The 22,549-nt window shown below is 54.1% G+C and carries 14 protein-coding genes; 9 read left to right on the top strand and 5 right to left on the bottom strand.

Translation table 11 applies throughout. From position 1 onward, the window contains the following. Window positions 1–60: 60 nt before the first annotated feature. Entirely contained in the window at window positions 61–690 is a 630-nt protein-coding gene (locus H7849_RS05705; RefSeq protein ID WP_186744874.1) for an RNA polymerase sigma factor, read from the bottom strand. 994 nt (window positions 691–1,684) lie between these two features. On the opposite strand from H7849_RS05705, the gene H7849_RS05710 reads away from it, so the two are divergent. The 9 genes from H7849_RS05710 (at window position 1,685) to H7849_RS05750 (ending at window position 17,065) form a co-directional block, all read left to right on the top strand. Next, on the top strand, window positions 1,685–4,132 hold the full coding sequence (locus tag H7849_RS05710; RefSeq protein ID WP_285288957.1) for a TonB-dependent receptor: 2,448 nt from the start codon (window positions 1,685–1,687) through the stop codon (window positions 4,130–4,132). Between the two features lie 2 nt (window positions 4,133–4,134). Then, window positions 4,135–4,875 (top strand): DUF5686 family protein, encoded by a 741-nt coding sequence (locus H7849_RS05715; RefSeq protein WP_186744877.1) that lies wholly within the window; start codon window positions 4,135–4,137, stop codon window positions 4,873–4,875. Continuing rightward, window positions 4,872–5,675, top strand: a complete 804-nt coding sequence (locus H7849_RS05720; protein WP_186744879.1) for a phosphocholine cytidylyltransferase family protein — start codon at window positions 4,872–4,874, stop codon at window positions 5,673–5,675. Before H7849_RS05715 ends, H7849_RS05720 begins: the two co-directional genes overlap by 4 nt. Beyond that, the gene (locus H7849_RS05725) at window positions 5,668–8,040 is read left to right on the top strand and encodes a lysylphosphatidylglycerol synthase domain-containing protein (RefSeq protein WP_186744881.1); all 2,373 of its coding nucleotides are present in this window, start codon (window positions 5,668–5,670) and stop codon (window positions 8,038–8,040) included. The genes H7849_RS05720 and H7849_RS05725 overlap by 8 nt, the downstream gene beginning before the upstream one ends. Before the next feature lie 141 nt (window positions 8,041–8,181). Further along, entirely contained in the window at window positions 8,182–8,898 is a 717-nt protein-coding gene (locus tag H7849_RS05730) for a hypothetical protein (RefSeq protein ID WP_186744883.1), read from the top strand. Between the two features lie 63 nt (window positions 8,899–8,961). Further along, a complete protein-coding gene (locus H7849_RS05735) occupies window positions 8,962–9,807 on the top strand; it encodes an endonuclease/exonuclease/phosphatase family protein (RefSeq protein ID WP_186744885.1) in 846 nt (281 codons plus the stop codon). A 620-nt stretch (window positions 9,808–10,427) separates the two neighbouring features. Beyond that, window positions 10,428–13,511: a sensor histidine kinase gene (locus tag H7849_RS05740; protein ID WP_186744887.1), complete on the top strand. Its 3,084-nt coding sequence runs from the start codon at window positions 10,428–10,430 to the stop codon at window positions 13,509–13,511. Window positions 13,512–13,885: 374 nt separating this feature from the next. Beyond that, window positions 13,886–15,568, top strand: coding sequence for a carbohydrate porin (locus tag H7849_RS05745; protein ID WP_186744889.1), 1,683 nt, complete (start codon window positions 13,886–13,888; stop codon window positions 15,566–15,568). Window positions 15,569–15,646: 78 nt separating this feature from the next. Beyond that, entirely contained in the window at window positions 15,647–17,065 is a 1,419-nt protein-coding gene (locus H7849_RS05750; protein WP_186744890.1) for a sugar MFS transporter, read from the top strand. Window positions 17,066–17,476: 411 nt separating this feature from the next. On the opposite strand, the gene H7849_RS05755 is transcribed toward H7849_RS05750, so the two are convergent. From H7849_RS05755 to H7849_RS05770, 4 genes are all read right to left on the bottom strand, one after another. Further along, window positions 17,477–19,066 carry a pilus assembly protein TadG-related protein gene (locus H7849_RS05755; RefSeq protein WP_186744892.1) on the bottom strand — a complete coding sequence of 530 codons (1,590 nt, stop codon included), beginning with the start codon at window positions 19,064–19,066 and terminating at the stop codon, window positions 17,477–17,479. Beyond that, entirely contained in the window at window positions 19,063–19,617 is a 555-nt protein-coding gene (locus H7849_RS05760; protein ID WP_186744894.1) for a TadE family protein, read from the bottom strand. Before H7849_RS05760 ends, H7849_RS05755 begins: the two co-directional genes overlap by 4 nt. Before the next feature lie 1,187 nt (window positions 19,618–20,804). Then, a complete protein-coding gene (locus H7849_RS05765) occupies window positions 20,805–21,248 on the bottom strand; it encodes a hypothetical protein (RefSeq protein ID WP_186744896.1) in 444 nt (147 codons plus the stop codon). Between the two features lie 181 nt (window positions 21,249–21,429). After that, complete coding sequence (locus H7849_RS05770; protein WP_186744898.1) at window positions 21,430–22,527, bottom strand: VWA domain-containing protein; 1,098 nt, start codon at window positions 22,525–22,527, stop codon at window positions 21,430–21,432. Between the last annotated feature and the right edge of the window lie 22 nt (window positions 22,528–22,549).

Consider the following 22,549-nt stretch of genomic DNA (forward strand, 5'->3'; position numbering starts at 1 on the left):
GAGGTGTTTTAGCCCACGAATGCCAGCGAAGTACCTGACGTACTTGCATGAGGCTCGGGTCTAAGGGAGGTTGGACCGGTCGCTGATCCGATCGCGTAGCTGTCGGCGTGCACGCAGGATCCTGCTCTTGACCGCTGCGACACTAATGCCTAGCTCGTTGGCGGTCTCTCTAGTTGTGTATTCTTGCAGATGCCTTAGAACCATCACCGAGCGAAATGATGTGGGCAATCTCGAAAGCGCTTCGCGTAGATTTTCGGCGACCTCGGAGTCCGCGTAGTTTTGCTCTGGATTCGGTCGCCATTCCGGCATGTCATATCTGGTCGGGTCAGTGTCTGTCATCATCGAGTGATCAAGCGACACGTGGTGATATCGTCGGCGCCGGAGGCACATCAGAGCCTGATTTAGCGCAATCCTCGTGAGCCAAGAGATGAACTTTGAATTCTCCTTGAATTCAGACAGACCACGATATGCCCGCAGAAATGTTTCCTGCACCTGGTCTTCAGTATCCTCACGGTTTTTGGTAACCGCAAAAATGGCCCTATACACCTTCTGTTTATGCTGCAACACCAGCAGCTCGAAAGCTTGTACGTCTCCAGTCTTTGCCAATTTGACCAGCGGCGTGTCGGGGTCTGCATAACTGCCCTCGATGCGATCCCGAGTGCGACGATATCGTTTCCAATCCGTAATCATATTGATTGTCCTTCTCCGCTCACAATGTTGCCTTAGCAGACCACGAACCTCTCGATCAGTCGGCGGAGAATAAAATTGTCGCTGACCGTTCTCATGTGCACCAAACGGGAGAGGAAGAATCTCTAGTAGGCACGTACGTGAAGTCAGTCAAGGCTCGCGGGCTTGACATATTCTCAGGGAAAGGTAGAGCGGATTTGCAGAGGACGTAAGACCAAATCGAGCGAAAACAATTTAGCTCGTTAGGGTCAGATTGCATGTGGAAACAACAAGGCAAAACGGATGGTTGAGACCCGTAGAGCATTGAAAACAGTTCGTCTCATTGTGATGTCCACTGTACGGAATTCTTAGAGCCACTATCGGCACGGTAAAGTCGCCGCCATCTGTAGCCTTTGCCCATTCCATTCAATGGTGCCAACGGTCCAGTCTTCGATTAACAGCTTTCTAAGCGACGCCCCACAACCTTGATATGTTTCGCGTTTAGAAAACGGTCGCCGAGTGGCTCTCACCTTGAAGATCTGACTGAGTTTCTTCACGATTAAAACCTGTCCAGATCGTCACCTGTGTTAATGCCTCCTGGCTCGAAGGGGCCACTTCGTTTTCGCTCGATTTGGTCTTACACCCATGAAGAGTCACCTGTAGTGTTGCTGTGAACACTTGATGTAACAGTACTCAAGGTTCGTCAGTTGTGTAGAAATGGGCGACGAAAGATCTAGCATTCGAGACTCACAACGGCAAAAACGAAACGCGCCGAAACTGTGACATTGTTGGCAACGTGTTAACCCGTTAGCTGGAAGCCACGAGCACCGAATCCGACTTGATTTCTTCCCGCCTTTAAAAGGCAACCACTTGCGGAGCAGTGACCGCCAGCATCCGCTGGTGTCAGAAATGCTCTTCTTGGAAGTCACAGGAAGGCAATGTGCCTCAAGTCCACACAGGAAGTAAAGTCGTGCCGGCTCGTGAGCGGTGGGCCACGCAAGGTCTTGACCTGAGAACGGTGAGCGCCTGTGCCGTCCTGCTTTTCCTTTCCGTTCAATCTGTTGTCGCCCAAAGGCAAACGACGGAGAGAAGACGGTCTGGGAGGCTGGAGGGAACAGTCTCGGAGGCCAGGTCAGCGGGCAAGTTGTACCTCGCAGGAGCAAGAGTGCAAGCGCTCGGTCCCATCACGATGGAAACAAAGACAAACGGGGAGGGCGCTTTTGTTTTTGACGAGTTACCTCCGGGGACTTACAAGCTAACCGCCAGCGCCCAGGGCATGGATGGCGAGCAGACCGTGACTCTCACGAGCAATCAGGTCGTGCGGGTTCTGCTGCTACTCAAGCCAGCAAGAGTCACAACGACAATCGACGTTTCGACCGCAGACACAGCAAAGAAAACTCCCTCTCCCGTCCAGACCATCGGAGAAAAGACTTTGACTTACGCCCCTAATGTCAACGAGCGCATGGAAACGCTTCTGCCGCTGGTCCCAGGCGTGGTGCGCGGACCTGACGGCCATATCAATTTGAAGGGTGCTCGTAACACCCAGAGCGGTGCGCTGGTGAACAGCGCGAATGTCACCGATCCGGTGACCGGAAGTCCCGCGATCAATCTTCCGATTGACGTCGTGGAGTCGGTGCAGGTCGTGTCAAATCCTTACGACCCGGAATACGGAAGGTTCACAGGTGCGGTATCGAGCGTCGAGACAAAGACGGGAAGTTATGAAAAACGTCACTTCTCCATTCAGAACATTCTGCCACGCTGGCGGGACAGGGACGGCAGCATTGTCGGCATCGGCGCCGCTACGCCGCGGATGACGCTATCCGGCCCACTGATCAAAGACAAGCTTTCATTGATTCAATCGTTCGAGTACCGGTTCGTTCGCACCCCGGTCAACAGCCTGCCTCCGTTGCAGAGGGATACGACACAGGAGAGCGTCGACACCTACTCTCAGGTGGATCTGAAGATAAGCCCGCAACAAACAGCGACGATGTCGCTGGCTGTTTATCCGCAGAAACTGCAGTACATGGGATTGAATACTTTCACGCCGCAGCCGGCGACGGCAGATTTTCATCAACGCGGTTATGAGATCTACGGGCAGCACCGCTACTTGACCGGAGCCGAGAGCGCGCTGATTTCTCAGCTCAGCTACAAGACCTACGACGCTGATGTTACGGCGCAGAATAACGAGCCGTACCAGCTACTTATCGATACTACACGGGGAGGATACTTCAACCGCCAGGAGCGCAATACCTGGCGCCTCGAGGGCCAGGAAACTTATCAACTGGCTCCGCGGCATTTTGTGGGAGAGCATGAACTCAAGGCAGGGTTGAACGCTACTCACTCTTCTTATATTGGTCACCAGGTCTTTCTTCCTGTCGAGTTGATCGGCGGTTCAGGCTCTCCGGTCGAGCAGATTACCTTCACCGCACCGACATCGTATGGCGTTACGCAGAGCGAGACTGCGTGGTTTGCTAGCGATAAGTGGTCTCCTAAAACTCGGCTCACATTTGATCTAGGAGTGCGCTTCGACAGCGACACCGTCACGGGGACGACGCATGCGGCTCCGCGTACGGGCTTCATCGTTCTGTTGACGAAGGACGGAAGGACTCTGCTCAAGGGCGGTGTTGGGATGTTCTACGATCGCGTGCCGCTCATGTTTCCGGCCTTCGAGCGGCTGCCGCAGCGGACAGTGTGGATGTTCGATGCGAGTGGGCAGGCATCCAGCTCAACGCTTTACCTGAACCGCATCGTTGGCGGTCTCCACAATCCGGAGAGCATTGCATGGAGCGCCGCCATCGAGAGGCAGGTGCTTGAGCACCTAGCGATGCGCTTCGAATACGAGCAACGCAATACTACGAAAGACTTTACCGTTTCTCCACTCTCTAGTGGGAATGCTGGGATTATTGCCTTGTCAAATGCCGGACGGGATTTCTATCGGGAGTTCCAGGTTGCGGCGCGCTACAGCTCCGAGCGCATGTCTCTGAACGGCTCGTATGCCCGCTCGCGGGCTTACGGGAACCTTAACGATCCTGCTCTGTTCTTCGGGAACTATCCCCAGGCAGTGATTCAACCGGACGCACGTGCACGCCTGCCTTTCGACGCGCCAAACCGTTTTTTGTTCTGGGCTGATATCGCGGGTCCGAAGAGGTTCACGTTGATTCCGGTCTATGACCTCCACACAGGGTTCCCGTACTCGCCCTGGAATGAGTTTCACGAGTATGCCGGGCCGCGGAATGAAAGGCGGTATCCGAGGTTCTCCTCGATGGACCTGCAGGTGTCGCGTCCATTTTCACTCCATGTCCGGGACAGCAGACGCCTTCAGGTGAGAGTGGGATTTGGCGTCTTCAACGTCTTCAACCATTTCAACCCGCGAGATGTGCAGAACAACGTCGCCAGCAACGAGTTTGGCGAATTCCTCAACGATGCATGGCGTGAATACCGCGGCAAGTTCGTATTCCAGTTCTGATCATGAGACTTCAAATCATTACCGCTTTCTTAGTGCTCGTAGTTACGGCAACCTCTCCGGGTGCGGATGACAACTTTCAACTTCCTAGCGGTGACGTGGTTGCTGCGCGAATGCTGGACCGGGATGCGCAGCGACAAAGCCTAATGGCGGGGTATCACGGCCTGCGCCGCTACATTCTCGACAACGAGCGCATGCACAAGCATGCGGAGATTCTTGTGCGCGTTGGTTGCGACGCGGACGGGGTCAAGCATTTCGAACTCGTGTCTCAGTCGGGTTGGAAGGGTGCATACGGGCACGTTGTAAGCAGGATGCTCGCATCAGAGGAGGAGGCTTCACACCCGGAAATTCGCTTTAAGATCCGCCTCAGCCCTGACAATTACGAGTTTCACGTGTTAAGGAACGGACTGCTGGACGACCGGATGGACTACGTACTCGAGGTCGTCCCCAGACGGCGCGAGGAGCGGTTGTTCGAGGGGCGGATCTGGATCGATGCCCAGGACTACGCAGTTGTCCGCATAGAGGGAGAACCTGCAAGAAACCCATCCTTCTGGATCCGTGATTTGCATTTTGTCCATACATACCAGAAGAGCGGAACCGTATGGTTCCCGGCGACCACAGAGAGTACGACCGAAGTACGCATTTTCGGTACGACGACCCTGAAGATCAACTACTTCGATTACATCTCGAACGCGCAGCCACCCTCTGTGGCTCGAGCAGACATGGGAGGAGGAGAAAAGCAATGAAAGGAACGAAGCATTCAAGCAGTTTGAGAAGACGGGGCGGGAGAAAGATCCACGAATGCCTGATCCTGGCAGCAGGCAATGGGAGTCGAATTGTTTCGCTGTCCGGGGGGTTGCCCAAGCCTCTGGTCAAAGTTAAAGGCCAATCATTGCTGGAGCACGTGATGCTCGCCGCCCGCGATGCAGGTATCGACCGCTTTGTCGTGGTAGTTGGCTACGGCGCTGGGGTTATGCGAGCGTGGTTGGACAACTGGTCGTTGCAGGGCATCTCGATCACGGTTGTGGAGAATCCGGATTACCACAAGGACAATGGCATCTCCGTCCTTAAAGCTCACAGATATTTAGAAGGACCATTCCTGCTGCTGATGGCAGACCATATCTTCGAGCCGGACATGGCACGTGCCCTGCTCCGGCAGCCGCTTATCGAAGGCGATGTGATCCTAGCGGTTGACTCGAAGCTTAATCGCATCTTCGATCTGGACGATGCAACCAAGGTTAGGCGTGAAGGCGGCCACGTCGTGGACATTGGCAAACAAATCACTGCATATGATGGCTACGACACGGGCATGTTCCTGTGCAGTGCGAGAATTTTCGACGCCCTTGAGTCAGCGACGCAAGGTGGAAACTGTTCACTGTCCGACGGCATGCGCTTGCTGGGCAAAACCGGTAGCCTGCGCGCATTCGATATCGGTAAAGCCGCTTGGCAGGATGTCGACACACCCGAGGCACTGGCTCATGCGGAAACCATCCTCGACCGGCAGTTTCGCCACGCGTCCCTCCACGATGTGATTCATCATGCTTAGGCCGAAAGCTCGCGGGGTGGCGACCCTGCACATAGTAACTGCCATTCTCGGCCTTGCGCTCCTGGGTTATCTCGTGCGCAGAGTCGGCCTGGAGGCGCTGATGCAGAGTGTTTCGAACCTGGGATGGGGCCTGCTGCTGATCATAGCCTTAGGCGGACTCTCACATCTTGTAAAGACCTGGGCCTGGAGATTCACTCTCATGGGCTCTGGTAGCAGCGTTTCGTTTGCTCGCCTGTTTCAGCTGCGCCTGGCTTCGGAAGCGGCGGGGCTAGCCGGAGCGCTGGGGCAGTTCTTTGGAGAGGGGTTGCGAATTTCAGCCATCAGCCGGGATATGCCCGTGGACAACTGCGTGGTATCAGTAACTTTTGACCGGACGCTCTTCATGATCACAGGAGGGATGGTGAGCGTGGCCGGCATTTTCGCAGCGCTGTTTATGAAGTCAATGACGCCCACTTTGCGCTTCTACGCAGTGCTGTTTGCGCTCGTTCTGTTGATACTGGTTTGCCTCCCTGCGATTGCCGTCATGAGTCACTGGCCAGTGCTGTCAGCAAGCGCGCGCAGATTGACTGGGATTCCTTACCTACGCACACGCTTAGGACAGGCGCTTCCACTGATTTCTTCAGTCGAGAACAAGCTCTTCAATTTCCATCGCCGCGCAGCGCGGTCGTTCTGGGCCAGCCTCTCTTTGAATCTGCTCTGCCATGCGCTAGCCGTAATGGAGGTGTATCTCATTTTGTGGTTGCTGGGTACGAGGATCGGATTACAGGGTTCATTCGTATTCGAAGCAGTCACGAAACTGGTGAATGCCGTGGGTTCGCTCAATCCGGGCAACATCGGGACTTACGAAGGCGGCAACATCCTTATCGCCAGAATGTTCTCACTCCCCGTTTTCATCGGCTTGAGTGTCGCGGTGGCAAGACGATTACGCGCGATCTTCTGGGCGGGGGCAGGCATCCTGTGCCTGCTCCTGATATCCAGGCGGAATACAACGAAACGAGCTGACGATTACAGGGAGACAGTTGACAATAGTGAATCAACCGGAGCCGCTACCTCAGACACATGTCGATCGATCAACGCAGTTATCTTCGCCGGCAGAACTAAGCTGTCACTTCTCAAGATCGCTGAAATTCCGATTTTGCTCCGCAATATTCTGTCGGCGAGGAGGGCAGGAGCAACACGAGTGATCGTATGCCTAGATCCTGATGCCGCGGCTGAGGCACAGCATCAGTTGATGCAGGTCAGATCTCTTTCCTATGTGGAGTGGCTTGATTTGCCAATCGGCGGAAGGTTACGCCAGTTGCTCCAAGAGTTCACTGCTGAAACTGAAAATAGTCTGCTGCTGGTGGATGGCAACTGTATATATCATCCCGCCGTATTTCGTCAGGCATGCAAATGGGGTCAGGACGGGGCCCTCTCTCTTATCTCCGCCGAAGAATCGATCGGCATGCATGTGCTATCTGCCAGCTTCGCGCACGAAGCAGCGGATCGTTGGCCGCAGGGCATCAGCAGTTTGGATGAACTGTGTTCCTGGATTGCCACAACTGGTTCTATTCAGTATGAGACGGTAGCACAGAATTTATGGCAGCGAGTTGCATCTCCGGAAAAGTGCCTTGCCGGTGAGCGCAAACTCGATCACTGGCTCGTTAAACCTACGGACGGCGTTTTCGCACGCATGAACCGTCGAGTTTCCGTGCCGATTAGCCGGCGAATCATAAAGCTGCCTGTAACGCCGAACGTGGTGACCCTGTTTACGTTGGGTGTCGGCTTCACTGCAGGTATGTATTTTGCTCGAGGCGGGTACTGGAATATGCTAATCGGCGCCATCCTCTCCGTCTGGGCGAGTATTTTCGATGGCTGCGACGGAGAGGTCGCTCGCCTGAAACTCATGGAATCGGATTTTGGGTGTTGGCTTGAGACAATCTGCGATTGGCTGTATTACCTTTTCATCTTTGCCGGAATCGCGATCGGGCTCTCGAAAGCCATTGAGGACGCCACCTTCATTGCTTGGGGAAGTGCTCTTCTCTTCGGCGCTGCCATGACGTTCCTGGTCACGGGACTCGGCCGGCACAGGTATGCGAGCGCGCATCCCGAGCAGTACCTGAAGCTCTGGCAGGCAAGTGTAGAGAGGCGGCGTTCCAATCCAATTCTATATATCGGACGAAATACCGAGTTCATTGTGCGGCGATGCTTTATGCCCTATGCTCTGCTGGCTTTTGCCGCTCTGAACATCATGAAGGTCGCGTTTTTCCTCTTCGTGGTTGGCGCTAACCTGGCGTGGCTTATAGCCCTGTACTCCTATTGGTCGTTTGCGCCGACGGTAAGACCAGAATTGAGGAACACCGCCGAGTTTCCTGGCTCCGGATAGCGCGGTCCACGGGATCTCCAGTTTGGTCGGGCCCGTTTAAGTATTTCCAACAGTTCTAGAAGCGCTCAACAAGTGGTTCGATTAATAGAAAGCCGTAATCTTAAGCGTCGCGATCAACGAAAGACAGACAGGAAGATGTCCATGAACACTCTATTGAAACTTGCAACTGAGGCGCATGGAGGAATAGACCGCTGGAGCCAGCTGAAAACACTGAAGGCTTCTCTCTCGGTCACGGGTGCAATTTGGCATGTTAAGGGCAGACCGGATGTACTGAAAGATATCCGCATCGAACTCCCCATTCACGAGGAACGTCTCATCACACATCTTGTCGGGCAAAATAAACGTTTCGTCTTTGCGCCCCATCAGGTCGTGGTAGAAGACGAACAAGGGCACCTCATCGAGAACCGCGATAATCCGCGCGGTGCGTTTGAAGGGCAGACATATGAAACTCCCTGGGATGATCTCCACGTTGCCTACTTCGACAGCTATGCGCTGTGGACATATCTCACGATTCCATTTCTCTATACCTATTCTGGATTTGTAACGGAGGAACTTCCTCCCTGGCACGAAGGCGGCGAGATTTGGCGGCCGCTGAAAGCGATCTTTCCTGAAAATATCGCCAGCCACACGCGCGAGCAGATCTCGTACTTCGGCAAAGATGGTTTGTTGCGCAGGCACGAGTACGTCGTCGACGTCATGGGTGGGGCTAGAGGATTGAATTACGCATACGACTACCGTCAAGTCGGCGGCATCATGGTGCCTACGACTCGTAGAGTTGTTGCATTCGACGACAGTAAGCGCCCGATTCCAGATCCGGTTCTGGTTGCCATCGACATCGGTGAGATCGCCTTTAGCTAGACCGTGCCTTAAACCAGACGGGCTCTACCAGGACATGGGTGGAAGTAGTCTAGAATCCCGAGCATGAATACAAGCTCCGACAAGGAGATCGAGGCTGGCAGCTTTGCTCACGCACGCTCTTTCTTACTACCGCCGGCTTCGATCCGAATGGTCGACTGGAACATCAACAAGGGCTTGCAGCTGAGCGGCATTCTCGACTTCCTTGCCACGGTTGGAGCGGACATCATTCTTCTGCAGGAGTGCGATGTCAATGCCAGGCGGACACATCGGCTGAACATCCCACGTGAGATAGCCCAGAAGCTCAAAATGAATTACATATTCGGACGCGAATTTCAGGAACTCACCCAGGGATCGAGCAGTTCACCTGCCTACCATGGGCAAGCAACGCTTTCGCGATGGCCATTGTTGAACCCTCGCATTCTTCGGTTTAAAAAACAGTCGGGCTTCTGGCAGCCGCGCTGGTTTCTTCCTGACATCGAACTCCTGCAGGAAAGGACCGGTGGACGTATGGCCCTGGTGACCGAGGCCAATATTGGCGGCCGAATCATGGTGAGTTATAACCTCCATTTGGAGAGTCGCGGTGACTATGGCTTGCGATTTTCCCAGCTGGATGAGTGCCTCAAGGACACTCTTCAATATCAGGTGGAGTCGCCAATTGTGTTGGGAGGCGATTTGAACATGGACGTATCCCGCACCAGCGCGAGTAGCACCCTCAGCCAGGCACAATTCCGGAATGCGTTTTCGAGGCAGTCGAAACACACCACACCGCCTCATTCGTTTTTCGATCACGGACAGACCATCGATTGGGTATTTACGAGGGGCCCGATGACAACCAGCCGTGCGTGTGTTCACAGTTTGGTGACCGCATCGGATCATTATCCACTGTCGCTTCAATTGGCTTTCGTGTGAATCGATGAATCATCCCACCGAAGCAATTCTGCCGGGTGCCTGCCAAAAACACTGACAGGAGCAGTGGACAATCGGCAAGTGTCGCAATTTGCGCCTGCCGCTCTTTACACAGAATGTCCAAAGGGTCACGAAGAGACCTTTTGCATTTCTTTTCACGGCGAGCGTCAACGCTTCTATGTTTTGACCGACACCGCTATGAGCTTCGGGTTTTGCCGTGATAGCGATACTCGGGCCAGCATCTCTCGCGCTCGTGGGAGATTTCGTAGCGAGTTTCCATTTTCAGCGCCCGATGAATGCGAGGATATCTGCTTTGACCGTCCCATGAAGGAAGCAGAAGAAGGCCAACCATACCTCGATTGAGGTACTAAAAAAGTTGCTGGAAGTGGGATGCTTCGTTGGATAGCGATCGCATATGATCACTCCGCAGATACGGAACGCGTATTTGGATCCGATTCTTGAGGGCTACTCCCAAACCACCTTACTTCGCTTGTTTGGGCGCCATTCATTATCGTCGAAGAGTTATCCCGAGTCGCGGAAGGAGGCACTTGCCAATGCATTTCGGCATTCTATGGAGCGGTCGATTGAAGCAGAACTGAACTTACGAGCCGAAGCAGCTACGTATGCGTATTCATGACGACGGCGCTGGAATAGATCCGCGGGTTCACAAAGAGGGTTGCCGGAGCTTTTTTCGGCAATGGATACTCTTTGTCGTCGTGCTCTGCCTCTCAGTGCCCGGTGCATTGGGAGCGTCAGCAGCCGATTCGTCGACTAGCACTCAATACATACGAACTGATTTCACCGTTGATGATGGATTACCGGACAATACCGTCAATGCGATTACCCAAACTGCTAATGGTTTGTTATGGGTGGGAACCGATTCAGGTCTGGCATCTTTCGACGGCCGCACGTTCACGCCAGTTCGGCTCCGAATACCGGGAGCGCTCCCGCCCAGCATCATCAGCTCACTGGTGGAAGGACCCGACGGGGACCTCTGGGTCGGCAGCGACGCTGGCATCATCCGAATCCCCAAACAGGATTTGAATGATCCAAACGTCACGAACGCGACGGCGTTCCGTTTAGGCGAGCACCAGAGTGATGAGGTTGAGGTGCTTTACAGAGCTCGCGATGGAGCAATTTGGGCCGGGACCAGCCACGGTCTCTATCGCTTTGACGGTAACCGATTCTTGTCTGTGAACTCATCCATTTACGTCGGCCGCATCCGGCAGGCCCTGAATGGTCGGCTCATGCTGAACACCGGCAGCGGATTCCTTGAGTACGACGGACGACGCTTCATCAATCATCCAGGATTAGGCGCTCAGTTTGGTGTTCACGATGACCAGATTTTCGACGCATATCAAGCGGCCGATGGTACCGTCTGGTATTGCACCGAGAAAGGCGTTCGCCCTCTTGCCGGGCAAGGTTCTAGGTCTCTTGACCCTTACGAGCCTGCGCATGCATCCGCATATCGTATCTATAGCGATCCGGATGGCGCCCTTTGGGTGAGCACTAATGTCGGAATTTATCGGATCACCGGCAATCATATGTGGACTCCGGTTCCCAACCTGCATGCTCGTGGCTTTTACGCCGGACAGGATAGGGAATTATGGATTGGAACGAACGGGAGTGGTTTGGTACACCTTCGTCCCCGCGCCGTTCAGATGTTCACCAAGACAGATGGTCTGCCAAGTGACATTGCAATGGCAATACTGCCGGCACGCGACGGGCGACTCTGGGTGGGTGAGAACTGCGGCCTCGCAGTATTCGACGGGGATCATTTCAGGACCTTCGATGAGAAGGATGGGCTGACAAATACATGCGTCTGGTCCTTGGCCGAAGATCGCAAACATACACTTTGGATAGGCACTTACGGTGGTGGCTTATTCCAATACAAGAATGGTGTCTTTACTCAATACACCATCGAACAGGGCTTCGCGAGCCGCATTGTATTTCAGATCACGGTCGCCCGAGACGATTCTCTCTGGGTTGCAACGCCTAACGGGGTCAGTCATATTCAAGACGGCAGGATACGTAACTACACTACGACAGAAGGGCTCTCGAGCCCGCGGGTTCTCGCCATCCATCAGGACCGGGCCGGAACGATCTGGGTTGCGACCCAAGCCGGAGTTGACAGGCTTGCTTCCGATCGATTTATGCCCGTAACAGCGACGCCGGCGCTTGATGAGGTGCTCGCGCGCCACTTCGTCGAGGACACACGAGGCAATCTCTATACGACGGATATGCCGGGAGGCATTAGCCAGATCAGGAATGGTCAGCTGACCCCGCTCGACAGCACGCTGGCTCTAATCAACATGGCAGAGAGTCCTGACCACATGCTGTGGTTCAGCGGCCGTAATGGCGTGATTCGGATAGCAGAACGGGAGTTTGCGCGTGCTGGCAGCTCCAATGCTCCGTTGGATTATGAGGTGTTCAACCGGGCAGACGGTCTAAACACCACCGAGGCTAGCGTCGGAACGCCGAATATTGCGCTAACACCCGATGGCAAATTGTGGATTGCTACGGTGAAGGGGTTAGCGATGATCGATACATCGCGCCTGCCTCTCACCGGCCGGCAGCCGAAAATCTTCGTCGACGGAGTGTCAAGTGACGGCAGGACCTATCTTGTTGGCGATGGATTGCTACTTCGCCCTGGCATGCACCATGTGGAGCTGCACTTGGCGGCGATAAACCTCTCCAACCCGCAGAAAATCCGTCTACAGTACCGTATGGAGGGTGTGGATTCCGACTGGCTTGATGGTACCTCGTCTCGCGCGGCCATCTATACAAACATACCGGCCGGTACACACCGGTTGCAGGTTCGTGCCACGGATAGCCTGGGCCACTGGAATGCGCCCGAAGTGGTGTATCAGGTTACTCAGCAGCCGCGTCTCTACGCGAAACCACTCTTCCAGGCGAGTACCGCAGTCGTAGCGGTGCTCCTGCTCGTCCTGGCCTACCTCATTCGAGTTCAATATGTGGTAAGACAGGCGCGCATCATGATCGAGCAGCGCCAGGTGGAAAGAGGGGCCGTTGCCCGGGATCTCCATGATACGTTTCTGCAGAGCGTTCAGGGTCTGATCCTTCGCTTCCACACCGCGACAAAGCAACTTCCTCAGAATCAACCGGCTCGACGAATGTTCGAAGAGGCCCTTAAGCAATCGGATGCCGTGATGACCGAAGGGCGCGAGTTGTTGGTGAATCTACATGCGACAACTTCGAAAGAGAATGACTTGCCAACTGCACTCGTCAACTATGGAGAGGAGATGCAGAAGGGCGGATCCCGCGCTTTCAAAGCGGCCGTAAACGGCAGTATTCGCCCTCTACATCCGATTATCTTCGAAGAGCTATCCCGAATCGGGAAGGAGGCACTCGCCAATGCATTTCGGCATTCCATGGCGCGGTCGATTGAAGCAGAACTGAACTACGAGCCGAGTCAGCTGCGGATACGAATTCGTGACGATGGCGCTGGAATCGATCCGAATGTTCTCAAACAGGGTTGCCGGGATGGCCATATGGGATTACCCAGTATGCGAGAGCGGGCGAAGAACATTGGTGCTCAGCTTGATCTTTGGAGCCGAACTGGAATGGGTACTGAAGTCGAATTGCGGATTTCAGCGAATCTTGCGTACGCCTCAGACCGACCGGCAGGCCTCCCTAGGCTCTGGCAGCGGAGAGGCCGATCGAAACCTGATTGTGACGATGTCTGAAATCAAATTCTGCACCACCCCAACAACATATTCGTAGTCGACTTCTCCTTTTAGGACCAGGTGCGTTGTCCGTTAATGGTCTTCTCTTCAGCAGTAGTCTGATTGGCTCGAAGGAGCTAGTTCGTTTTCACTCGATCTGGTCTTACGCAACTTGAGAGTCACTCTTAATCTTAATGTTGTTAATGAGCACGCGAGCTCCCGATAGCAGGGCTTACATGCTTGCAACAGAAGACCAGATCACCCGCCTCAAGCCGAAGAATGCCGGAGAACAGAGTGAGAGGCCGTAGTGCACCAGTCACGCACGACAATGCGAATGCCTATTGCATAGACAGAGTCCGCTGGAAGGCCAGAAGTCCGACCAGGGGAGGGAGACCATGATATCGGGACCAAATGCAAAAGCATGCACCGTGTGGAGCCGAGCGCAAAGGATCATCTGCGGCGTAGTGGTGCTGGCATTGGGAATTACGGCTGCCGGTCAACAACCAGCCAAGCCTGACCAGTTAGAAGACCAGGTACAGGAACTCAAGCAGGAATACGAGGCTACCACGCAGGCGCTTTCCCTGCGCATTGCGGCTCTCGAACAGCAGCTCGAAAAACAAAGAGAAGCCGCCAGGGAAAACAAGACCGGAACCATTTCCGCGGCAGAACTGGTAGCCGAACAAGCGGCCGGGAAGGTACTGTCGGGAAATTCCAACCAAGTCGGAGCGAAGTTTCAGGGCCAACTCTCCTCAGCGCCGACCTATGACTTCATTCGCGATGCGGACCAGAGAATAACCAAGCTGCAGCAACAGGTCGGAAGCTTTGAATTTCATGGATATTTTCGCTCCGGTTACGGACTGAATAGCGAGGGCGGCCAGATGGTCGCGTTTCAGGCTCCTGGAGCTGAAGCAAAATACCGCCTCGGCAACGAGGCTGAAACCTACGCCGAGCTGATCTTTGTTGATAACTGGTTGAACCCAGATCGCGACTCCGATAAAGCCTGGGCGAAATGCGAGTTCATGATCGAGGCCAACACCTCGAACTCAGCGAACTCCGCGAATTTTCCTGATGGCATCGGCAATGATCAGTTTCGTTTCCGCGAAGCCTTCGTCCAGATGGGCAACGTGATCGAGAATCAGCCCAATGCCAAATTCTGGGCCGGCGAACGTTACTACAGGCGCCAGCACATGGACATCAATGATTTCTACCCCCTGGACGCGAGCGGATACGGCGGGGGAGTGGAGGACCTTGACCTCAAGTTCGGCAAGTTGGCGCTGGCCTTCCTGAATTCCGCGCGGCCGGACATTACCACGCAATACGGCAATCTCGCGAAGAGCACCATCGATGCTCGCGCCTATGACATAAAGGGACCCTTGGGACTTTGGGCCATGTGGTTCGATTACGCCACTTCAAAGGGCGGCACGGCGACCGCGGCAAACATCAGCGTGCCTTCCGGCACCAGGATTCCCACCACCGACGGTTACGCCTTCGGATTCCGGCACCAGAAGCTTGAATGGCATGGCGACGGTTTCCACTCCTTCAGCTTTATGTATGGAACCGGTGCAGCCAGTAACTTCAGCTCCAACGGGTCTGGAGTGGTAATACCGAATCCTTCCCTTTATCTCGATTCAAGCAAGCAGTTCCTCATCACCGAGCAGCTGCTGTATCAGCCGAATGACAGGTTCGCGATCTATCCGCAGTTTCTCTATCAGCGGACGACGGATGGTATTCCCCATCACGAGTGGAACGAGTGGGTGTCGTTCGGAGTCAGACCGGAAGTCTTCTTCACAAAATATCTCTCGCTCGCGGTTGAGGGCGGCTTCGATTACGTAAAGAATCCCAACGTTGCCGGTCAGAACTTTACAAATGTACTCGGCCCGTATGACGGCTGGCTGCGCAAGATTACATTCGCGCCCCAAATCGGGGCAGGCCGAAAGTATTTCAGCAGACCTGTGCTGCGCGCCTTTGTCACTTACGCAAACTGGTCGAATGGGCTTAAGGGCTATGTCGGCGGGGTGCCGTTTCAGAACAGAACCAGCGGTTTGACGTTCGGAGTGCAGTCAGAATCCTGGTGGTAGCTTGTGAGCTGAGCGGTTAGCCGGCTCAAACAAATAACCAAGTACAAAGTGGATGAAGGAACGCGCTCGGAGGCAAAAATGGCATCTCGACCCGTAGCTGCAACTTCTAAAGTAAGCGCCGCGGTAACGCCGAATTATTCAAGGCCCCTGGCGATTGTCGCCAGTCTCTTCTTCATCATGGGATTTCTTACCTGTCTGAATGACATCCTGATTCCCCATTTGAAGTCAATTTTCGATCTCAGTTATGCCCGGGCCATGCTGATTCAATTCGCATTTTTTTCCGCTTATTTCCTCTTTTCGGTGCCATGGACGAAGATCGTAAACAACTTCGGCTATCAGGTCACCATGGTGGTCAGCTTGCTGACGATCGCTCTAGGAGCTTTTCTATTCATTCCCGCTGCATCCAACGCGTCGTACCTCCTATTCCTCGGCGCGCTGTTAGTACTGGCTGGTGGGATCACTGGTCTTCAGGTTTCGGCGAATCCCTATGTTGATCTGCTCGGCAAACCTGAAACGGCGTCGAGCCGGCTGGATCTGGTGCAAGCCTTCAACTCGCTTGGAACCACCATCGCTCCGAAAATCGGAGGCCTTTTGATCCTGAGCGTCGCGCCGCTTGCCGTAGACGAGTTACGCAGGCTTTCGCCAGCTGCTCTTCACTTTTATCGGCTGCAACAGGCCGCCTCGGTCAAGATGCCCTACACGTTTATCGGCATCACGCTTTTGCTGCTGGCCGTTCTGATCGGCTTCTTGAAGCTGCCCAAGGTGGAAACAATAGCCGCGGTTCCCGGCCGGGAGGCGAATGACTCAATCTGGTGGCATCCCAATCTAGTCTTCGGCGCGATCGGGATTTTCGCCTATGTTGGTGCAGAAGTCTCAATCGGAAGCTTTTTGGTCAGCTACCTTGGCTTACCGGAGATTGCAAACCTGTCGGCTAAGACGGCGGCCGGATATGTTTCCTTCTATTGGGGCAGCGCAATGGTTGGTCGCTTTGTAGGTGCGCCGCTTCTCGAACGCTTCAAGCCGGGATATCTGCTGGCGCTTTGTGCTGTAGCGGCGGCGACCTTGGTGATTGCATCAATGGCATTGACCGGCCACATCGCCATGTGGACCATCCTCGCAGTCGGCTTCTTTAACTCCATCATGTTTCCGACCATTTTTAGTCTTGGGGAAGCGGAACTCGGGCCGCTTTCGGGTACCGGATCAGGGCTGCTCAACGTGGCGATCGTCGGCGGCGCGATTATTCCTGTATTGCAAGGCTTGATTGCCGATCACGCTGGACTTCACCACGCTTTTGTTCTGCCGGTGGTTTGCTATCTCTACATCTTGCTTTACGCATTGAAAGGTTCAAAACCGAACAGCGAACGTTGTTTGGTTAGAGCAGGTTGTGTGATTCTCAGCCGCTCGGCAGCACGCGTGAAGTTCAGCTCGTCAGCGAGCATGAGCGCGGCGTTTTGGAAGCGAACATCGATCGTCGGAAGCAAGCTCAAGCCTTCCTAGTTGAAATTCGGCGGCACTGCTTTGGCCGGCGGTCTGCGATGAATCGTCTTTGCTTGCTGTCCTTTTCGCCTTCGAATGACTGCATAAATTGGGCGCTGATTCATGCCGAGACTGTATAAGCATACCCAGCACTATCTCTCTTCGGAGAATCCTTCCTTGTGTTCCTGTTATGTCGCTAAACTCATAATGTTTGGCAAGCCGCATCCGCTAGATTGGAGATTGCGGATACCAGTCACTAACCTGTGAAGCCGCTTCTATTTAATAAGCGGGTCGAAAATGGGAAGAACGGACAGGCAAATCAAGAAAATTCGGCCAAGGAAATTGAAGGGATTTTCCCCCTGAAATTCGAATGGCTCAGCCAATAGTGTCGTTGACTGAGCCGTTTAGGGACTTATATCCGTACGTCACGCATCAACTGGATGGGAATGAGCTGTTCGGGATCAACCGCGCGACGGTTAATTGTCCTGCGATCTGGTTGAAGATCAAGTTCATGGAATTGACCGACTTGCCCGCCGGACAGTTACTCGTTGTGCCGCTCTGGTTGTCATCCGTGTAGAAAGTTGCGGCAGACGAAGCCATTTGGGACATTGTGTAGCAGGGGGATGCGTAACTGGTGCCGGTGTCCGTCGTGCATCCGCTGGACTGCGAGCCGTAAGCCACCGAGTAGACCTTGGTGCCGTGAGAGGTAGCATACTGAGCGGCCAGGACTGCCTGCTGGCATTCGTTGTTGTACGAGGGGTACAGATATGTAGGGTACGCAGCGTTGCTTCCGTTACTTACGGCTACCGTGGTGCTTTGGTTGCCGGTGGCCATCTGGCTCGAACTAGAGGTTGCTGCGCCATCGCTGACGATAATCATCACATTCTGGGAACCCGCATTCGCCGCGAGTGCAGCCTCAGCGGTGAGCGCTGCCTGCGCCGCGTAGATAACGCCAGCGTAATAAGTTCCTTCTCCGGAGGGTCCGGCCATACCAGTGCAACCACTCTTTCCTCCGGCAGCCAATACGATGTCGGAGGCGCTCGTGCCGGTGCTGTTCAGCGACGTCGCAGAATTCGAGGTGCGGTAATCACTCACGAAGCCGTTTGCATCGCCGATACCATAGGAGTCTTCATAGGTCATCGGGGTGGTTGTCGTCGTTGTTTTCCCATTGCTCGTTGTGTATGTCAGGTACGGCATCGTGGTCATCGACGATGCGCCTACCGCAGGGAAGGTGTACACGTGTGGTGTGGCACTTCCGGATCCGCAATCGTATTGGTTCCCAGCTGATGCGGCTGTAAAGTTTGGGAACGAGAAGAGGGCGACACGGTCGAGCGAGTTGGGATAGTTCTGATTTGTGGTGCTGCCACCACAGCCCTTTGCAGCACATGGCGAGAGGTCCTGGAGGAAAGTCTGGACACCGTTCAGGGCGCATTGCAATCTCGACACGTTGCCGCAGTTCGAGTCCTTATTCGAAGTCATTGACTGCGTTGTGTCGACGATAATCGCTACGTTGTACGAAGCGTTCGCCGAGCCCCGCATGAGCGCCGTACCGGTTGCGGACATGTTGATCGTCGAGAAGCCGAAGAGCTTCATAAACGTTGTTGGCACGCTTGCTGTCTGCGTGACCTGGATTGCGTTTGCAGTGTTGGTTCCGACGCCTGTGCTGACACAGGGTACTCCTGCCCCTATCGCCGCTGTTATGCACCCCAACGTGTAGGTCGCGTTTGTGACATTCATATTTGCGTAGTAGTTATTCTGCCCTGACTGCGCGCTGTACGCCTTTGCATTGTTGACCGCCTGATTGACCGTGCTCGTATTCGAGGGAAGTCCCTGGGCTCCTGCTAAGGCTGCAGCGTTCGTCGAATTCACGAGCTGGCGATAGCTGAAATAGGCACGGCCGACGTCGGTCACCATACCGGCAAATCCCAGAAGGGTGACCATCATGAAGGCTATGATCGGGATCATCTGGCCGCGCTGATCTTTGTACGCATGGCGGAAGAAGGACTTGCTTTTCCGGGTCATTGGACAATCTCCGTCATCTGCACTCCAAGGTTGCAACCGGACCAATAGTTGTGTCCGTAAACCTGGAGGCTGCAGGGATACGTGACCGTCATTTGGGCTGGCTGGCCAGCCACCAGATTTCCTGCGGCACCGGTTGTGGTACTGCTGCTGCTGCAACTGGCCGCGCTGAGACCGCTGTACGAACCGCTCGACGGGTACGAAGTTCCGTTCAAGACAAAACTGAATTTGAGGCTCGCCGAGTTAAGGTTCGGAGCAGCGTTGGCAAACGCGCCAGCAGCGTCCTTGCATGGGTCGGTCGTGTTGTTACGATCGATCCCAAGGTATTGCGCACCGGTGCTTACCGCACTTGTCATCGTCAGGTAGTTGCTGATCGCGATTCCGAAGATCGCCATGCCGGTTACGATGAGAAGCAGGACTGGCAGAGAGAGCGCGAACTCAAGTAGCGACTGCCCTTCGTCTTTTTCTGCACGAAGGCGCGCTCGGAGTCGATCAACAAGGAAGCTTGATTGGATATTCACTCCCGAAGACGCAATGTGAGATGTGTTGTTCATGTACACCACAGTCTGAGGGGAGATTTTTCATTGAGTAGTATCTGTTATATTGTTGGTTCCACAAAAGTTCAATCAAACAAGAGTTACATCCTTCGGTGCAACAAGTTATTACTTTCGTAAGAAAGCGGGCGCCGTCTTTGCCTAGCTACGCTTTTGACTATTCGCGATTCTCCAGCACTGAAATCATCAACTTACTAACTGTCGAAGTGGACTTAGACTGCGGCTTTTGGTGATGATGCTTCCGGAGGGTAATTACTTCGCAGGCATTTGTTACTTTGGGTTCTTCATAGCCAAGTTAGCTTGGGATAGTACCCCCCCATCTTCTGCAAATTCCTCATTCTGCAGATACTTAGCCAGTATTTTGGAGAGATTGGCTTCTAAAGTATTGTATTTAATGTGGTTAGGCGTTCTGGTGGTTTGGGGAAGTTGTCCCCCTTCTGGCTGGATCAGTTTGAGAAGCAGCGGAAAGCCCGGGGCTAAAAGCCCCCTTTTGGTTGAGGTCCTAACGCGGGGCTGAAAGCCCCGCTCTTTCACCCCCGCCCTGCTTTCGCAGGACAAACGGTCCAACCCAAGCCTCCGTCAAAAGGGAATCATCACTCCCATTGTTTGCTAAATTCCTCATTCAGCAGGTACTTAGCCAGCATTGAGGAGTGATTGGTTTCTAAATTATTCTATTTAATGCCGTTAGGCTCTCTCGGGTGAGCGGTAAGACTAGTTCTCCCCGGTTCTCGGCGGGTTGAAGTTTGCGGTTTCCCACCCTATCGCAAACTACGCGATAGGATGGGGCACCCTTTTTTCGTGCTGTCCGATTGTCTTGGGGAAGGTGGCCCCCCATTTTCTGTTAAATTCTTCATTCAGCAGGTACTTAGCCCACATTGAGGGCGAGATCTCCCGCTAAATTATTCTATTTAATGTGGTTAGGCCGTTGCGGGCTGTTGGGTTAGCGGTTCTGTAGCCGTGAATTTCTGCCGTCTATTTCCACTTTAGCATTTTCGGGCATAATTCCCCGCAGATGTGCTGATGGACTAAGTATTTTAGAATCAGATGCCTAGATTGGTTTAGGGCCGAGCGGGGTCTTGACAACTTTTTCACGCGAGGATTTCCTTGGGTCGTAGAAAACGATCCGGTATCCCGTCCTTTGCGATGGCGTTGTGCAAAGGATGAGTATTCGGCACAGCAAAGAGACATTAGCGCAGGGTTATATCGCGGAGGAGCATGCTGCTTACCACGCGCGCATTCTCCACGCGCTTGTCGATAACCTTCTGCTCGGCGCTTTTGTCGCCATACTGCTTCATGCGGAGGTCATAGACTTTGTCTGCGAGACCATCCAGGGCGGCCATGTTTTTGTACGTTAACGTAAAGCCGAAGTCCCAGTCGTCAGGGCCGGAAGAAGTGGTGTTCAGGAAGGTGGAATAGCCCTGAATCAGACCGGAGCTTTTTTCCGATTCCCAGATGGGTATGACGTTCTTTTTCACGTCTTCCATGAATGCGTTGAAATGGCCGGGCAATACGTGGATCAACACCACGCGTGTTACCTCTCCCTCGGTGTATGGAACCTGCGCAGGTGCCGTGGATAGAGCCGCGAGTGAGAAACAAAGAACCGCGACTGCGGATAGAATTACCTTCTTCATTGCACTTTCTCCTTGCAAGACCGGAATCTTCGTAGAGAGAAGATTTCGGTCGTTATTTTGCGGGGGCTGAAGTCTATACCCTTCAAGGAGTTCAAGCACAGTTCTGCTTTTGGACTAAGCCTGTGCGCAGGATTTGCGTGGCGGACTTTAGTCCAAAAGCTTAAACAAGCAAATTGAGTTGCTACTTATTCTGAGCGTTCTGAGAGGGTGCGGTTCCGGCTTCGGGGAAAGCGCCTGCGGACAGTTGGGCCTGCTGGAGGATGCGGTATCCATCGCGCGTTCGCACGTGGTACTTCTGCATGTTCTTGCCTACCAGTTTTACCGTGATTGCGCGCCAGCCGCGATTGGGATTGGGTTGCGGGTAGTAGCTGAGGGCGTAGAGATGGGCGAGGTCTTCACGGATGGATGAGAAGGCATCCGTTTCGTCTTTCCAGCTTCTGGCAAAATAGGCTTTTCCGCCGGTGGCCTTGCTCATGCGCTCGAAGACCGCCTCCGAAACCTGATCGGCCTGAGCCTGCTGGGTACTGATCATATAAATGATCGTTCCGGTTGACTGGGCCAACTCTGCGACATCTTCCGGAGGCACTGAACTGGCGTTGTCAGGGCCATTCGAGAAGACGACGATTACTTTTCGTCCCTTCAGCGGAGCCGCATCTTTCACGGTGAGGAGAAGACTGTTGTAGAGAGCAGCATCGTCTCCAGCCACGCTGCTGCGCACTCCGCGCAGGACAGTGGGCCGGTCACCGGTGAGCGGCGCGGCGCGGGAAAGGTCGCGACTATAGGAGTAGAAGGCCAGCTTGCTGACACCATCCAAAGAACGGATGAAATCGGCGATGGCATCCTGGGCAAAGACAAATCCCCGGTACATGTAATTGCTGGTGTCAAAAAGGATAAAGACGTTCGATCCCGCGAAAGCGCTGGATCCGGTGAAGTGAACGTCCGGAGCTTTCGGCGTCACGCTGGAAGAAGCTGGATCAGGCTGGCTTGAATCCGCTATGACTTGTCCGGCGGCGCCGGGCGTCTGCGGCCTTGTCGTGGGTTCGTTGCCTTCTTCGAAGGTAGAGATGGTTTCGGGTATTTTGTCTTCTGTAACCGAGAAGTCTTCTGGACGCAGGCCACTCACGTAGTTTCCTTTGCGGTCCGTGACGGCCACATTCAACTGCACCAGGACAACGTTTACGTGAATGGACGATGAGTCTTCCTGAGCAGCGGTCCAGGCGCCTCTACTTAAAAGAACCCCTGAAAGGACCCAAAAGACCAGGAGGAATATTCTGACCATAACCCTTTGATCGCGTTCTGCT

It is taken from the genome of Alloacidobacterium dinghuense, from assembly GCF_014274465.1.
Lineage (GTDB): Bacteria > Acidobacteriota > Terriglobia > Terriglobales > Acidobacteriaceae > Alloacidobacterium > Alloacidobacterium dinghuense.

Excerpts from the sequence above, each read along its gene's own strand:
- H7849_RS05705 (WP_186744874.1), bottom strand. The coding sequence starts at position 690 with ATGATTACGGATTGGAAACGATATCGTCGCACTCGGGATCGCATCGAG.
- H7849_RS05715 (WP_186744877.1), top strand. The coding sequence starts at position 4,135 with ATGAGACTTCAAATCATTACCGCTTTCTTAGTGCTCGTAGTTACGGCA.
- H7849_RS05720 (WP_186744879.1), top strand. The coding sequence starts at position 4,872 with ATGAAAGGAACGAAGCATTCAAGCAGTTTGAGAAGACGGGGCGGGAGA.
- H7849_RS05725 (WP_186744881.1), top strand. The coding sequence starts at position 5,668 with ATGCTTAGGCCGAAAGCTCGCGGGGTGGCGACCCTGCACATAGTAACT.
- H7849_RS05730 (WP_186744883.1), top strand. The coding sequence starts at position 8,182 with ATGAACACTCTATTGAAACTTGCAACTGAGGCGCATGGAGGAATAGAC.
- H7849_RS05735 (WP_186744885.1), top strand. The coding sequence starts at position 8,962 with ATGAATACAAGCTCCGACAAGGAGATCGAGGCTGGCAGCTTTGCTCAC.
- H7849_RS05740 (WP_186744887.1), top strand. The coding sequence starts at position 10,428 with ATGCGTATTCATGACGACGGCGCTGGAATAGATCCGCGGGTTCACAAA.
- H7849_RS05745 (WP_186744889.1), top strand. The coding sequence starts at position 13,886 with ATGATATCGGGACCAAATGCAAAAGCATGCACCGTGTGGAGCCGAGCG.
- H7849_RS05750 (WP_186744890.1), top strand. The coding sequence starts at position 15,647 with ATGGCATCTCGACCCGTAGCTGCAACTTCTAAAGTAAGCGCCGCGGTA.
- H7849_RS05755 (WP_186744892.1), bottom strand. The coding sequence starts at position 19,066 with ATGACCCGGAAAAGCAAGTCCTTCTTCCGCCATGCGTACAAAGATCAG.
- H7849_RS05760 (WP_186744894.1), bottom strand. The coding sequence starts at position 19,617 with ATGAACAACACATCTCACATTGCGTCTTCGGGAGTGAATATCCAATCA.
- H7849_RS05765 (WP_186744896.1), bottom strand. The coding sequence starts at position 21,248 with ATGAAGAAGGTAATTCTATCCGCAGTCGCGGTTCTTTGTTTCTCACTC.
- H7849_RS05770 (WP_186744898.1), bottom strand. The coding sequence starts at position 22,527 with ATGGTCAGAATATTCCTCCTGGTCTTTTGGGTCCTTTCAGGGGTTCTT.